Here is a 13,725-nt window from a genome sequence, read left to right on the forward strand (position 1 = left end):
GCGAATGACCGACGCCGACGCCGCTGCCGACGACGCGCCGCGCGCGCCGAATCGGGTGCGGTCGCTCACCCTGCGCTATCTCACCTTCTTCTTGGGTGTGTTCATCATGTCGTTCGGGGTGGCGCTTTCGGTGCACGCGATCATTGGCACGACGCCGATCTCGGCGATTCCGCTCGTGCTCGCATTTGCGACGACAGTGTCGGTGGGTACCTATGTGATCGGCATCAACGCAGTCTTGCTTACGGCGCAGATTCTGATCTTGCGACGTAAGTTCGAACCGATCCAGCTCCTGCAATTGCCGGCGGCGATCGCATTCGGTGCGGCCTGTGACTTGGCGCTGTGGCTTACCTCGGGGTATGCGCCGACGACTTATCCCGAGCAACTCGGACTTTCGCTCCTCGGGTCGGTCGTCTTGGGCATCGGAGTGTGGCTGCAGGTCACGCCAAAGGTGCTCATGCTGCCCGGCGATGGTATTTCAGTGGTGATTTCGCGGGTGACCGGTCGCGAGTTCGGTGGGGTGAAGATCCTCATGGACTCGCTGCTTGTGGTGATCGCGATCGTGCTGTCGTTCATCCTGCTCGGCGAGCTGCGCGGTGTGCGCGAGGGCACAGTGATTGCGGCCATCCTCGTCGGCTGGATCGTGCGGCAGCTGCAGCGCCGCGTGCCCTGGCCGCGCATCCTGTCGCCGTAGCGGCTTCCGAGTGCTGAGGTTCTCGAAGTACCTGTGCTGAGGCACTCGAAGCACGACCCGGTTAATGCTCGAAAAAGTCCTCGTCGATCTCGAGAATCTCGAGGGCGTTCTTGACTTGAACTCCGACGCGGTACTTCAACATCAGGCTCGTTAGGCGAGTGCCATCGATGAGCACGATCTTGCCGGGCACACCCTTGGCATACTGTCTGGCGCCCTCGGAGAACGTCGATGTCGTGATAAATACGCCACTATTCACGCCTGGAAGCACTTGAAATGCACCGACAAAGCCCTGCAGTTCTGGTCGTTGGACGGTGTTTGTCGAGCTGTAGCGCTTCGCCTGTACGTAGATGTTTTGAATGCCGAGGGCATCCTGCTTGATGATGCCGTCAATGCCGCCGTCGTTGCTCGACGAGGTCGTTGCGGCCGCACCGTCGGCACCCCCGTATCCCATTGCGGTCAAGAGCTTGAGTACGGCAACCTCGAAGAATTGCCACGATTCTTCTCGAATTCTGGTGAGTAGGTCGGATGCGACCTCATCATTCACCTGCTCGACGGCACTTGCCGCGGTCTCTTCCGGCGAGCGGCCCGCTGCAATGTCACTGTTGAGGGTCGAGTCCGCACTCCTTGTTGACGAGCGCTTCCGTTCTGCGAGTTCCGCTTGGTACGCATCCCATTTCGGCAATCCGGCAAGATCGCGGTCGCGGAACGGACCCGGAAATCGCCGAGCAAGTTCGCGACCCGTGTCATTGATCGCGTAGTGCGCGCGAATTGGGCGATCAATGGCTCCCGCGTTCACGAGCGAAGAGATGGCCCAGGTGATGCGATTTTCTGCACGCGATTGGCCGGAAGGCAATCGCTCGGCAGCCTGTTCACTCGTCACACCGCCAAGCTCAGCGACTTCAGTGATAATCGAGCGCACGTGTTTCTGCTGCCCATCGCTGAGCACGACCAGCACGAGTGGTCGAAAGTCATCGGTGGTGGGGAACGGTGTGCTCATCGATACTTCCGGTCGTTGGAGAGAGTTCGTGCTCAGCTTACGGAGCGCGACAACGCCGCATCCGCCACGGCCGCCACCCCGAGCACCCGCGCATCCCCAAACCGCGCGCCCATGAGAGTGATGCCAACCGGCAACCCATCCACCGGCACCGGCAGTGTCACCATCGGCGTGCCGAGCATGGTGCCCGGGCCGGTGTTGCGGGTGTAGAGCGGGAAGGTGGGCACCCGTTCGCCGAGATGCTCGACCGTGATGTCATCTTCGATGAGGTGCGCCGGCGCCGGGGTGCTCGGGAACACGAGCGCGTCGAGGCGGCGTTCGCGCAGCATCCGTTCGTAGCGTTCGCGGGCGAGCGCGACATCGGCCATGGCCGCCGCGTAGTCGGCACTCGAAACCGGATGCTCGACCATCACCGTCACGACTGCACGCACGTCTTCACTCGTCACCTCGTCGCGCAACCGTGCGAGTGCCTCGTTTGGCGGGCACCCGAAGGCTTCTGCGGCGTGGGCGGTGAGGAGCCGCCGCGCCTCGAAGAGCACGACCGGCATTTCGGCAGGATGCGCGAGGTCGTGAACTTCAGCGAAATCGACCTCGACGGCCTCGGCGACCTGACGCAATCGCTCGAGTGCGGCATCCCAGGCGGCGGCAGTGTGCGGATGCAGTGCCGCCGTGTAGACCGACGTCACGCCGATCACTGGGCGCGCGACGGATTCGGGCGCCGTATTGCCGAGCCAGCCGGCGACTTCGATCACCCGGTCGAGGGAGCGCGCAAAGACGCCCGCGGTGTCGCGGGTGGTTGACAGCCCGACCTTGCCGTCGAGTGGCCAGCGACCGACCGAGGGGCGGTAACCGTAGACACCGCAGATGCTCGCCGGAATCGAGACCGAGCCGCCGGTGTCAGTGCCAAGGGCGACCTCGACCTCGCCGAGCGCGACCGCCGCCGCGCTGCCACCGCTTGAGCCGCCGGCTGAACGCGCCGGTTCTTGCGGATGCCGCACCGGGCCGTAGGCGGCATTGTTCGAGGTAATGCCAAAGGCAAGTTCGTGCATATTCGTCGTGCCGACCACGACGGTGCCGCGATGCCGCAGGGCCGAGACGACTCCCGCATCCGCGTCGGCAATGCGCGCCGCGAGCGCGCGGTTCGATGCCGAGAACGGAAACCCGGCGACGGCGATGTTGGCTTTGACTGCGAGTGCGAACGGTTCTGTGCCTTCGGGGATGCGGGCTAGTTGCGCGGCTACTCCGGCGTCGGTGGCCACAGTGTCCCAATTGCCGGGCACGGGGTTCGACAGAGCAAGCGACATCACGGACTCCTTCATTGCAGTCGTGCGCCGCGGGCGCGGCATTCCGGCCGATGGTAGCCCGGGCGCGTCACCCTCGTGCTGAGGTTTTCGAAGTGCACGTGCTGAGGTTCTCGAAGTGCTCGTGCTGAGGTTCGCGATGCACAAACCCGACCCTTGCCGCCATACCCGACCCATGTACGGCCCAGGTTTGGCGGGAAGGCTCAGAACACGGGTCAGGTTTGGCCGACAGGGTCAGGTTTCCCGCGCCCCGCCCATTCCCACCTGCACCTGACAGAGTCGCCACATGAGCCGCCTCATGCAATGTGCCACCTGCGGCGTCGAACGCGCCGGCGAGTTGCCCGAACTCTGCCCGATCTGCGCCGACGAGCGTCAATACGTGCCAGCGTCGGGCCAGCGCTGGCTTGAGCCGGGTTCGCAACCGGATGCAGCCCTGCAATTCACCGAGGCAGAGTCCGGCGTGCACGCACTCGCGCCGACGAACGTGCCGGGCATCGGCCAGCATCCACTGCTCGTGGCGAGCGCGGCGGGCAACATCATGATCGAAGCGCCGGCGCACATCGACGTCGACTCAATCGCCGCTGTGCGCGAACGCGGCGGGCTCGCGGGTCTGATTGCCACGCATCCGCATATGTATGGACTGCAATCGCTCTGGGCGCGCGAGTTCGACTGTCCGGTCTACATTGCGAAGGCGGATGCGCACTGGCTCGGCGCGCGGCCGGATCACACGGTTGTGTGGGAGGGCGAGTTGGCGCTCGCAGATGACCTGCACGCATCGCAGCCGGGCGGGCATTTTCCCGGGAGCACCGTTGTGCATTGGCGCGCGCCCGATGGCTCGGGGGTGCTCTTCGCTGGTGACACGATCGGCACGGCGAGGGCACCGGGATGGGTGACGTTCATGCGGTCGTTCCCGAATTACCTGCCGCTCTCGGCCGCCGTGGTCGCCCGCATCGCCGAGCATGTGGCGCGCTACGACTTCGAGCGGCTCTATGGCAACTTCGGGGCGCGCGTCGACGAGGATGCAGCGGGCGCAGTCGCGCGTTCGGCCGCGCGGCACATCGACTGGGTGTCGGGCCGGATGGACCACCTCACCTAGTGGCCTACGTATGGCAAACCTGAGCCTTCCCGCCAAACCTGGGCCATACACGGGTCAGGTTTGGCAGGAAGGCTCAGAGCAAGGGTCAGGTTTGGCAGGAAGGCTCAGCCCTAGGCAGACCCGCGCCGCCACACCGCCGGCACAGTCGTCGTGATCGGCACGAGGCCTGCCCGTTCCAGAATTGGCCGCGAATACTCAGTGCAGTCAACCTGCAAGAAGCGCTTCCCACGCTCTGCCGCCTCGCGCGCCCGCGCCGCCGCGAGCGCGCGATAGAGTCCCCGGCCGCGGTGCGCCGCATCGCAGGCGCCGCCGAAGAGGCCCGCGAACTCGGTGCCAGGGATGAACTCCACCCGTCCCGAACACACCACCTCGCCGCTCGGGGCACGCACGACCCACATTGAAAACGCATCCGGCTCGGCGAAGAATCGCGCCACCAGCTCATCGGCGAGACCCTCCGACCCCTCGTCGTCGTCGAAGACGCGACCCGCCAGTGCTTCGGCGGCACGCATCCCGGCCTCGTCGGTGACCCGCTCGATGCGGTAGCCGGTCGCGATCGGATCGGCAGCGGTAATCACGGCCGTAACATCGCCACACATCACGGTTTCGTTCTCGCCCAACGAGAACCCCTGGGCTTCGAGCCGATCAAGCAGGTCGGCGGGCTCGTCGTGCCCTCGCGTTTTCCACTCAAAGTGATCGATGCGCGCGTCGGCTTCATAGTGGGCAATGGCCGCAGCAATGAGCGCATCAGCTTCATCAGGATGCGGCAGCGGCGGGTACGAGACGAAGCCGCGGTGGCGCTGCACGAACGTACCGAGCCAAAGCGGGCCGATTCGCGTGATCTCGTCGGCGTCGGCGACTTCGGTCTCACCTCGGAGCTCGGTGTCGTAGTGCGCGAGCAGTGCAGCAGCATCCATTGGGAAAGTTTGGCACGCCGCTTGATGGTGCACTGAGGTTCTCGAAGTGCTCCAGCACGCGAACGCGGTAATCTCGGCGCATGACCACTCCCACTGCCGCTACCCCCGAAGTGCCGCTGAGCCCCGAACAGGTGGCTGGTCTTCTCGCCGGACTTGACGCGCGCTGGTGGCTGTCGGGAGGCAAGGCGCTTGATCGCTGGCTCGGCCGTGAAATTCGTGACCGGCCGAACACCGATATCAGCGTGTTGCCGCGCGATCTCAACGCCGTCGTTTCCGCCCTCCCCGCGCACTACAGCGCCTGGGCTCCGGCCGGTGACGACACTGACGAGGTCATTGCGCTCACCGAGGCCGCAGAGAACGCTGATCTGCAGCCCGTGCGCATCTACGACGCCGAACAGGATGCGTGGGTGCTACGTATCAACGTTGAAGACGGCATCGACCGCGCTTGGCTCTACCGCCGCGACCCGCGACTGCAGTTGCCGTGGGATCAGGCCGTGCTCGACCTTGATGGCGTGCCAACTGGCGCCCCGCAAATGCAGCTCGTGTGGAAGACGCTGCGACCGCGCCCCGAAGACGAGCTCGACAAGGATGCGGTGCTCCCCGAACTCGACGAGCCCGCCCGAGCCTGGTGGGAGCGCGCGGTGCTCTCGATTCACCCGCACTCGACCTGGGCCATCCACGTGCGCAGCCCCTTCGCGCCCGCCAAGGCAAGCTGGAACAAGCGCCGCTAAGACTCCTCGTCGGGCCAGCGTTCGCCCGACGACACCGCGTCGAACACGACTTCGCGGAACCAGCGTTGCACCGGTGAAAGCCGTGCCTCGGGCCGCGTGTAGAGCGCGACCGGTGTCGAGTGACCGGGCCAGGGCAGCTCAAAGATCGCGAGGTTCGGGAACCAACCGCGAAACACTTCGGCGACGTGTCGCGGCAAGAGCACCACGAGGTCAGTCTCAGCAAGCACGGCGGGCACGGTTGCGTACTCCTCGATCGTGAGTGCCACCTGTGCGAGCAAGCCATGCTCCGCGAGCGTTTGCAAGGGAAACACGTGACCGCCTCGTGCCGACACCCGCATGAAGCGACGACCCGCAAACATTTCCGGTCCAGTTTTTGGCAGCGGGTGAGCACTGGATGCAAGGGCTACGTACTCGACACTGCGCACGCGAGTGCGCCACAGCCGCGCCGAACTCATTGACGACACCGTGATCGCAAGGTCAATTGACCCGCGAATGAGTCCGTCTTCGACCTGGTCTGCATCCAATCGCTCGACCTGCAGATGCGGATCGGCGGCCTCGCGCGCCAATGCCGCCATGATCGGCGGCAAGAAGGTTTGCTCACCGATCGAGGTGAGCCCGAGCACCAGCTCGCCGGTGAATCCTGAGGGTTCGAACGCGCTTGACCCGTTTACTGCCGCATCGATTTGCAGCATGGCTTCGTGCAGCGGGCCAAACAACTGTGCCGCCCGGGGCGTCGGCACCATGCTGTTGCCTTCTCGGCGAAAGAGCTCGTCGTCGAAGCGCTCCCGCAGGCGCTTCAAGGTGTGACTCACCGTGGGCTGCGTTACGTGCAGGCGCTCGGCGGTGGCCGTCACGCTCCGCAGTTCGTAGAGCACCACAAAGGTCTGCAATTGATTGAGATCAGCGAGCGGCATCTATAGATCGTATCGATAGTGCATCCGAATTGAATCTATTGGATTTGGTCACTTGTGCGACCTACAGTCGTTGGCAGGAGCAATCGGCGACGCTTGCACGCGCCGGATGCATGCTTTCGAGTGACAAGGACGACACCCGTTGATCATTGATATTCACGGCCACTACACCACCGCCCCGAAGCAGCTGGGCGCCTGGCGTGACCTGCAGATTGCGTTCACCGAGGGCAATGGCGAGGCCCCGAATCCCGCCGATCTGCACATCAGCGATGACGACATTCGCGAGACGCTCGAAGCTAACCAGCTTCGCCTCATGAACGAACGTGGCTCGGATGTCACGGTCTTCAGCCCCCGCGCCTCGTTCATGGCCCACCACATTGGTGACCTCGAGGTGAGCAAGACCTGGGCGCGCCTGTGCAACGACCTCTGTGCCCGCGTGAGCGAGCTCTACCCCGACCGCTTCATCATGGGCGCGATGCTGCCGCAGTCGCCCGGCGCCGACCCTGCGACGAGCGTGCCCGAACTCGTGCGCGTCGTCGAAGAACTCGGCGCCGTCACCGTCAACCTCAACCCCGACCCCTCGGGTGGCAAGTGGACGGCCCCGCCGCTCACCGACCGCTCCTGGTACCCGATCTACGAGAAGCTCGAGGAGTATCAGGTGCCGGCGATGGTGCACGTGAGCACCTCGTGCAACCCCGCCTTCCACACCACCGGCGCGCACTACCTCAACGGCGACACGACTGCGTTCATGCAGCTTCTCCAGGGTGACCTCTTCCGCGACTTCCCGGGCCTCAAGCTCGTCATCCCGCACGGCGGTGGCGCAGTGCCCTATCACTGGGGTCGCTTCCGCGGTCTCGCGATGGCCCTCGGCAAGCCCGAACTCGAAGAGCACCTGCTGCAGAACGTCTACTTCGACACCTGCGTCTACCACCAGCCCGGCATTGACCTGCTCACCAAGGTCGTGCCCGTCGACAACATCCTGTTCGCGAGCGAAATGATCGGCGCCGTGCGCGATATCGACCCGCGCTCGGGCCACTACTTCGACGACACGAAGCGCTACGTCGACGTCACCCCGAACCTCGACGACGCACAGCGCCAGGCCGTCTACGAGGACAACGCCCGCCGCGTCTACCCGCGCCTCGACGCCGCCCTCAAGGCTCGCGGCCTCTAGACCGCGCTCACCCACGTAGCTAGCGAAAGAAGAATCAGGATGCGCCTCAACAATCTCGGCATCGTCCACACGAAGATCGACCGTCCCGACCCGGCCGACGTCGACCATCTCGCGAAGTTCGGCGTCGCCACCATCCACGAAGCGATGGGCCGTGTTGGTCTCATGCGCCCCTACATTCGCCCGGTCTGGAAGGGCGCGAAGCTCTGCGGTCCGGCCGTCACTGTGCTGCTGCAGCCCGGCGACAACTGGATGTTCCACGTCGCCGCCGAGCAGGTGCAGGAGGGCGACGTCATCGTCGCCGGCTGCACCACCGAAAGCGAAGACGGCTTCTTCGGTGACCTGCTCGCCACCTCGCTCATGTCGCGCGGATGCAAGGGCCTCGTCATCGACGGCGGCGTGCGTGACGTCGAAGACCTCGAAGCGATGGGCTTCCCAGTGTTCTCGCGCGCGATCAATGCGAAGGGCACCGTGAAGGCGACGCTCGGCTCGGTGAACATCCCGGTCGTGGCGGCGAACGCCCTCGTCAACCCGGGTGATGTGGTCGTCGCTGATGTTGACGGCGTGGTCGTCGTTCCCCGCGAGCTCGTAGGTGCCGTCGCCGACGCTGCCCAGAAGCGCGAAGACAACGAAGCAGCAAAGCGCGACCAGTTCCGCGACGGTGTGCTGGGCCTTGACATCTACAAGATGCGCGAGCCGCTCGCTGCCGCCGGCCTCGAATACGTGGAGGACTAAGCACATGGCACACGGCGACACCACCGGCCCCTTCGAAAAGACCCCGGGCTGGCTCGACTGGTACGACGGTCCGAGTAAGCCCCAGTTCCAGCTCCCCGCGGGCGCAGTTGACGCGCACTGCCACGTCTTCGGCCCCGGAGCCGAGTTCCCCTACGCGCCGCAGCGCAAGTACACGCCCTGCGATGCATCCGCCGAGCAGCTCTTTGCCCTGCGCGACCACCTCGGCTTTGAGCGCAACGTCATCGTGCAGGCCACCTGCCACGGTGCCGACAACTCGGCCATGGTCGACGCGCTGCGTCGAAGCGAGGGCCGCGCTCGCGGCGTCGCGACCGTGCGCGCCGACGTCACTGAGGACGAACTCAACGAACTCCACGAATCCGGCGTGCGCGGCGTGCGCTTCAACTTCGTAAAGCGACTCGTGGATGCGGTGCCGACCGAATCGCTCGCAACCATCGTCGAGAAGATCGCCCCGCTCGGCTGGCACGTCGTCATCTATTTCGAGGCCGACGACCTGCCCGACCTCTACGAGTTCTTCTCGTCGATTCCCACCGATGTTGTGGTCGACCACATGGGTCGCCCCGATGTCACCAAGAGCCCGGACGGCCCCGAGTTCGAGCTGTTCCTGCGCTTCATGCGCGAAAACCCCAATGTCTGGACCAAGGTGACGTGCCCCGAGCGCCTCAGCGTCGCCGGTCCCCGTGCGCTTGATGGCGAGCAGCACGCCTACCAGGATGTCGTGCCTTTCGCGAAGCGCGTGGTCGAGGAGTTCCCCGACCGCGTGCTCTGGGGAACCGACTGGCCGCATCCGAACCTCAAAGACCACATGCCCGACGACGGGCTGCTGGTCGACTTCATCCCTCAGATTGCAACGACTCCCGAGCTGCAAGAGAAGCTGCTCGTGACCAACCCCGGCCGACTCTACTGGCCCGAAGGAGCATGACATGGCACTCGACAAGCCGTACAAGGACGTTCCCGGAACGATCATCTTCGACGCGGAGATGGCGCGTAAGGGCTACCACCTCAACCAGTTCTCGATGTCGCTGATGAAGCCCGAGAACCGTGAGCGCTACCTCGCCGACCGCGAGGCCTACCTCGACGAATGGCCGCTCAGCGAGAAGCAGCGCCAGGCCGTGCTCGACATGGACCTCAACGCCATGATGGCCGAGGGTGGCAACATCTACTTCCTCTCGAAGATCGGCGCGACCCACGGTCTCAGCTTCCAGCAGATGGCCGGTTCGATGACCGGCATGTCGGAAGCCGCCTACCGCGACATGATGATCTCGGGCGGCCGCCGCCCCGAGGGCAACCGCCTCAAGGACCTCGACGGCTGGGTGCCGCCGGCCAAGGGCGAGAAGTCGGAGACGATGCGTCCCGATGCTCCGGCCAAGTACACCTCGGCGCTGTTCACCTCGCACGTGCCGGCGATCGGTGCCGCGATGGACCTCGGCAAGACCGAAGAGCCCTACTGGCAGAAGGTGTTCGCTGGCTACGAGTGGACGCGCGAGTGGGTCAAGGAATCGAAGCCCGACGTCGTCATCCTCGTCTACAACGACCACGCCACCGCCTTCGACTCCTCGCTCATCCCGACCTTCGTGCTCGGTACCGGCGCTGAGTACCCCGTCGCTGACGAGGGCTACGGCCCCCGCCCGGTGCCGGATGTGCAGGGTTACCCCGAGCTCGCGAGCCACATTGCGCAGTCGGTCATTCAGGACGACTTCGACCTCACGCTCGTGAACGAAATGGTCGTCGACCACGGCCTCACCGTGCCGCTCTCGCTCGTGTTCGGTGAGCTCAGCCCCGAAGAGCAGTGGCCTGTGCGCGTCATTCCGCTCGCCGTCAACGTCGTGCAGTACCCGGTGCCCTCGGGCCGCCGCTGCTACGAACTCGGCAAGGCACTGCGCCGCGCGCTCGACAAGTGGGACGGCCCCGAGCTCAACGTGCAGATCTGGGGCACCGGCGGCATGAGCCACCAGCTTCAGGGTCCGCGCGCCGGCCTCATCAACGAAGAGTGGGACAACGCGTTCCTCGACCACCTCATCGCCGACCCGCTGGGACTCACCGAGTGGGACCACCTCGAGTACGTCGACGAGGCGGGCTCGGAAGGCATCGAACTCGTTGACTGGCTCATCGCCCGCGGCGCCATGGACGACCAGTTCGGCGGCGACGCCCCCGAGGTCAACCACCGCTTCTACCACGTGCCCGCCTCGAACACCGCGGTCGGCCACCTGGTTATCTCGAACCCCGAGAAGTAGTCCCACCGCGCCATCAGCGCGGAAACGTAACCTTTTCGTTCATCCGACCATTCGACCCGTTTGGGTAAGGAGATCTCAATGACCTCGGACAAAGTTCGTATCGCAGTAGTCGGCGCCAGCGGCGCATTCGGCAAGAAGCACCTGGATGGGCTGGCGAACATCGAAGACGCCGTCGTGACGGTCGTCAGCGCCACCAGCCCCGAAAAGGCGCAGGCAGTTGCCGACGAGTACGGCATCGCGAACGCAGTGGTGGGGCTGGATGCAGTGCTCGAACGTGACGACGTCGACGCGGTGATCCTCGCGACGCCGACGCAGCTGCACGCATCCCAGACCCAGGCCGTGCTCGCCGCTGGCAAGCACGTGCAGGTTGAGATTCCCCTGGCTGACTCGATTGCCGATGCTGAGGCGACGCTCGCCGCCGCCGAGGCGTCGGACAAGGTCGCGATGGTCGGCCACACCCGCCGCTTCAACCCCTCGCACCAGTTCGTGCACAACCGCATCGCCGCAGGCGAGTTCAACGTGCAGCAGATGGACGTGCAGACGTACTTCTTCCGCCGCACGAACACGAATGCGAAGGGTGAAGCGCGCTCGTGGACTGACCACCTGCTCTGGCACCACGCCGCGCACACGGTCGATCTGTTCGCCTACCAGGCGGGCAAGATCGTCGAGGCGAACGCCATTCAGGGCCCGATTCACCCCGAGCTTGGTATCGCCATGGACATGTCGATTCAGCTCAAGAGCGAAACCGGTGCGATCTGCACGCTCTCGCTCTCGTTCAACAACGAGGGCCCGTTTGGCGCGTTCTTCCGCTACATCGGTGACACTGACACCTACATCGCCCGCTACGACGATCTCTACAACGGTCGCGATGAGCAGATCGATGTGTCGGATGTCGCGGTGAGCATGAACGGCATCGAGCTGCAGGACCGCGAGTTCGTGGCCGCGATCCGCGAGGGTCGCGAACCGAACTCGTCGATCCGCAAGGTCTTCGACTGCTACCGCGTGCTCGGCGAGCTTGAGGAACAGCTCGCGTGATGCTGCCGCGCATTGGGCTCGGCGCCATGAACCTGAGCCACGCGTATGGAGCGCCGCTCTCCGTTGAGGAGGGTCTGGCGCTCCTGAGCGTTGCGCTCGATGAGGGCGTCGGCATGATCGACACCGCCACGCTGTACGGTGGCGGCCGCAACGAAGAACTCGTCGGGCAGGCGCTCAAGGGCCGCCGCGACGAGGTCGTGCTTGCGAGCAAGGGTGGCATGGCCGCGGTCGATGGGGTGAAAACGATCGATGGGCGGCCCGAGACCCTGCGCGCGCAGGTTGATGCCTCACTTTCGCGCTTGGGTGTTGACCACATCGACCTCTACTACCTGCACCGCTGGGACAAGACCGTGCCGATTCGCGAGAGCGTTGGGGCACTGGCCGAGGCGGTGTCCGCCGGCAAGATCGGCGCAATTGGGCTTTCGGAAGTGTCGGTCGAGCGTCTGCGCGAGGCGCAGGCCGAGGCACCGATTGCTGCGGTGCAGAACGAATACTCGCTTTGGAGCCGAAACCCTGAATTGGGGATGCTTGAGGCCACTCGCGAGGCGGGCGTCACCCTCGTCGCGTTTTCGCCGGTGGGCCGAGGCTTCCTCGGTGACTCGGTGGGCGACCCCGAGGCGCTCGCGCCGAAGGACATCCGCCGCAATATGCCGCGCTTCCAGCCTGAACACTGGGCGGCGAATGCGGCGCTGCTGCCCGATTGGCGGGCGCTTGCGGCAGAGGCAGGATGCACGCCGGCACAGCTCGCGCTCGTCTGGTTGCGCTCGCGTGGCGAGCACGTCGTGTCGATTCCCGGCACGACGAAGATCTCGCACCTGCGCGAGAACCTGGCTGCCGCAACGATTGACGTGGATGCGGGGCTGCTTGAGCGAGCGGGCAAGCTCATCTCGCAATCAACCGTCTCGGGCCCGCGCTACAACCCGGCGCAGACCGCCGAGGTTGATGCTGAGACGTTTGAGGCCGCGTGATGCGCGGAATCTCGTCGATGGCGACGCGGCAGGTGCTCGCTGAGCTTGCCGATGCGGCGGTGGCCGCTGGTTTCCCCCGCGTTGAGATCGAGTCGGTTGGCGGCGTGACCGCGGCGAACCGCGTGGCTGAGGGTGAGGCCTTTGACCTCGTGTTGCTCGCCTCGGGCGCGCTGGCAAAGCTTGCCGCGGCAGGTCACGTGCTGGCGGACTCAGTGGTGCCGCTCGTGCTCTCGCAGGTTGCTGTGGCGGTGCCTTCGGGCTCGGATGCTACGGCTGAGAAGCCTGTTGGCGCCGCGTTCGAAGATGCAGCTGGCGTGCGTGCGGCGCTGCGTGCGGCTCGTGCGATTGGCTATTCGACCGGGCCCTCAGGAGATGCGCTCGTGCGCATGATTGCGGAGTGGGGGTTGACCGAGGAGGTCGGCGATCGACTTGTGCAGGCGCGCGCAGGGGTGCCGGTGGCGAAGCTCCTCGCCGACGGTGAGGTCGATCTCGGCTTCCAGCAGCTCAGTGAGCTTGTCGGGCAGGAGGGCGTGCGCATCCTCGGCGTGATGCCCGACGATTGTGCGATCGACACGGTGTTCTCGGGTGCCGTGGCTGCAGCATCCCAGGATGCTGTAGCCGCCGAAGTCTTGGCGTTCTTCGCCTCCGACGCCGCGGCCCCCATCAAGCAAGCCCACAACTTCACGCTGCCGCAGCACTGATCTCGGTACGCCTCCGCTACGCTCCGGCTACTCGATCAACCAATCTTGGTTGGTCGAGTAGCGAAGCGTAACGAGGCCACTCGCTGTTTGTCAGTGGTCTCGATCACCTGCGCTTCGCTCCGGCACTCGACCACCCAAATAGGTGGTTGGTCGAGTAGCGAAGCGTATCGAGGCCACAGCATCCAGCAAATCTGGAGGGGATGACGGGAATCGAACCCCGCGAAGCAC

The 13,725-nt window shown here is 65.1% G+C and carries 14 protein-coding genes; 10 read left to right on the top strand and 4 right to left on the bottom strand.

Translation table 11 applies throughout. The features are described from left to right. Nucleotides 1-4 precede the first annotated feature (4 nt). Nucleotides 5-691 (top strand): YczE/YyaS/YitT family protein, encoded by a 687-nt coding sequence (locus tag EG850_RS07990; protein WP_124972307.1) that lies wholly within the window; start codon nt 5-7, stop codon nt 689-691. Nucleotides 692-752: 61 nt separating this feature from the next. Here the strand turns inward: EG850_RS07990 and EG850_RS07995 are convergent, their stop codons facing one another. Both EG850_RS07995 and EG850_RS08000 read right to left on the bottom strand, forming a co-directional pair. Further along, entirely contained in the window at nt 753-1,688 is a 936-nt protein-coding gene (locus tag EG850_RS07995) for a restriction endonuclease (protein WP_124972309.1), read from the bottom strand. A 32-nt stretch (nt 1,689-1,720) separates the two neighbouring features. After that, nucleotides 1,721-2,989, bottom strand: coding sequence for an amidase family protein (locus tag EG850_RS08000; protein ID WP_185714988.1), 1,269 nt, complete (start codon nt 2,987-2,989; stop codon nt 1,721-1,723). A gap of 283 nt (nt 2,990-3,272) precedes the next feature. On the opposite strand from EG850_RS08000, the gene EG850_RS08005 reads away from it, so the two are divergent. After that, the gene (locus EG850_RS08005) at nt 3,273-4,082 is read left to right on the top strand and encodes an MBL fold metallo-hydrolase (RefSeq protein ID WP_124972313.1); all 810 of its coding nucleotides are present in this window, start codon (nt 3,273-3,275) and stop codon (nt 4,080-4,082) included. A 110-nt stretch (nt 4,083-4,192) separates the two neighbouring features. Here EG850_RS08005 and EG850_RS08010 read toward each other — a convergent pair whose 3' ends face one another. Beyond that, nucleotides 4,193-4,996 carry a GNAT family N-acetyltransferase gene (locus tag EG850_RS08010; RefSeq protein ID WP_124972315.1) on the bottom strand — a complete coding sequence of 268 codons (804 nt, stop codon included), beginning with the start codon at nt 4,994-4,996 and terminating at the stop codon, nt 4,193-4,195. An 80-nt stretch (nt 4,997-5,076) separates the two neighbouring features. On the opposite strand from EG850_RS08010, the gene EG850_RS08015 reads away from it, so the two are divergent. Continuing rightward, entirely contained in the window at nt 5,077-5,727 is a 651-nt protein-coding gene (locus EG850_RS08015; RefSeq protein WP_124972317.1) for a hypothetical protein, read from the top strand. On the opposite strand, the gene EG850_RS08020 is transcribed toward EG850_RS08015, so the two are convergent. Beyond that, a complete protein-coding gene (locus tag EG850_RS08020; protein ID WP_124972318.1) occupies nt 5,724-6,641 on the bottom strand; it encodes a LysR family transcriptional regulator in 918 nt (305 codons plus the stop codon). The genes EG850_RS08015 and EG850_RS08020 overlap by 4 nt on opposite strands. Before the next feature lie 139 nt (nt 6,642-6,780). Between EG850_RS08020 and EG850_RS08025 the strand changes: the two genes are divergently transcribed. The 7 genes from EG850_RS08025 to EG850_RS08055 all read left to right on the top strand — a co-directional run bounded on the left by EG850_RS08025 (nt 6,781) and on the right by EG850_RS08055 (nt 13,497). Next, nucleotides 6,781-7,809 carry an amidohydrolase family protein gene (locus EG850_RS08025; RefSeq protein WP_124972320.1) on the top strand — a complete coding sequence of 343 codons (1,029 nt, stop codon included), beginning with the start codon at nt 6,781-6,783 and terminating at the stop codon, nt 7,807-7,809. A 39-nt stretch (nt 7,810-7,848) separates the two neighbouring features. Continuing rightward, nucleotides 7,849-8,541 (top strand): 4-carboxy-4-hydroxy-2-oxoadipate aldolase/oxaloacetate decarboxylase, encoded by a 693-nt coding sequence (gene ligK, locus EG850_RS08030; RefSeq protein WP_124972322.1) that lies wholly within the window; start codon nt 7,849-7,851, stop codon nt 8,539-8,541. Nucleotides 8,542-8,545: 4 nt separating this feature from the next. Beyond that, nucleotides 8,546-9,481, top strand: a complete 936-nt coding sequence (locus EG850_RS08035) for an amidohydrolase family protein (RefSeq protein WP_124972324.1) — start codon at nt 8,546-8,548, stop codon at nt 9,479-9,481. Nucleotide 9,482: 1 nt separating this feature from the next. Beyond that, nucleotides 9,483-10,793 carry a protocatechuate 4,5-dioxygenase subunit alpha/beta gene (locus EG850_RS08040; protein ID WP_124972326.1) on the top strand — a complete coding sequence of 437 codons (1,311 nt, stop codon included), beginning with the start codon at nt 9,483-9,485 and terminating at the stop codon, nt 10,791-10,793. Between the two features lie 78 nt (nt 10,794-10,871). Beyond that, nucleotides 10,872-11,828, top strand: coding sequence for a Gfo/Idh/MocA family oxidoreductase (locus EG850_RS08045; protein ID WP_124972328.1), 957 nt, complete (start codon nt 10,872-10,874; stop codon nt 11,826-11,828). Continuing rightward, a complete protein-coding gene (locus EG850_RS08050; RefSeq protein ID WP_124972455.1) occupies nt 11,828-12,796 on the top strand; it encodes an aldo/keto reductase in 969 nt (322 codons plus the stop codon). Before EG850_RS08045 ends, EG850_RS08050 begins: the two co-directional genes overlap by 1 nt. Before the next feature lie 17 nt (nt 12,797-12,813). Further along, nucleotides 12,814-13,497: a substrate-binding domain-containing protein gene (locus EG850_RS08055; protein WP_235829252.1), complete on the top strand. Its 684-nt coding sequence runs from the start codon at nt 12,814-12,816 to the stop codon at nt 13,495-13,497. Nucleotides 13,498-13,725 lie beyond the last annotated feature (228 nt).

The sequence above is a fragment of the Gulosibacter macacae genome, from assembly GCF_003865375.1.
Taxonomy (GTDB): domain Bacteria; phylum Actinomycetota; class Actinomycetes; order Actinomycetales; family Microbacteriaceae; genus Gulosibacter; species Gulosibacter macacae.

Excerpts from the sequence above, each read along its gene's own strand:
- EG850_RS08000 (WP_185714988.1), bottom strand. The coding sequence starts at position 2,989 with ATGTCGCTTGCTCTGTCGAACCCCGTGCCCGGCAATTGGGACACTGTG.
- EG850_RS08010 (WP_124972315.1), bottom strand. The coding sequence starts at position 4,996 with ATGGATGCTGCTGCACTGCTCGCGCACTACGACACCGAGCTCCGAGGT.
- EG850_RS07990 (WP_124972307.1), top strand. The coding sequence starts at position 5 with ATGACCGACGCCGACGCCGCTGCCGACGACGCGCCGCGCGCGCCGAAT.
- EG850_RS08045 (WP_124972328.1), top strand. The coding sequence starts at position 10,872 with ATGACCTCGGACAAAGTTCGTATCGCAGTAGTCGGCGCCAGCGGCGCA.
- EG850_RS08015 (WP_124972317.1), top strand. The coding sequence starts at position 5,077 with ATGACCACTCCCACTGCCGCTACCCCCGAAGTGCCGCTGAGCCCCGAA.
- ligK (WP_124972322.1), top strand. The coding sequence starts at position 7,849 with ATGCGCCTCAACAATCTCGGCATCGTCCACACGAAGATCGACCGTCCC.
- EG850_RS08020 (WP_124972318.1), bottom strand. The coding sequence starts at position 6,641 with ATGCCGCTCGCTGATCTCAATCAATTGCAGACCTTTGTGGTGCTCTAC.
- EG850_RS07995 (WP_124972309.1), bottom strand. The coding sequence starts at position 1,688 with ATGAGCACACCGTTCCCCACCACCGATGACTTTCGACCACTCGTGCTG.
- EG850_RS08005 (WP_124972313.1), top strand. The coding sequence starts at position 3,273 with ATGAGCCGCCTCATGCAATGTGCCACCTGCGGCGTCGAACGCGCCGGC.
- EG850_RS08050 (WP_124972455.1), top strand. The coding sequence starts at position 11,828 with ATGCTGCCGCGCATTGGGCTCGGCGCCATGAACCTGAGCCACGCGTAT.
- EG850_RS08055 (WP_235829252.1), top strand. The coding sequence starts at position 12,814 with ATGGCGACGCGGCAGGTGCTCGCTGAGCTTGCCGATGCGGCGGTGGCC.
- EG850_RS08040 (WP_124972326.1), top strand. The coding sequence starts at position 9,483 with ATGGCACTCGACAAGCCGTACAAGGACGTTCCCGGAACGATCATCTTC.
- EG850_RS08035 (WP_124972324.1), top strand. The coding sequence starts at position 8,546 with ATGGCACACGGCGACACCACCGGCCCCTTCGAAAAGACCCCGGGCTGG.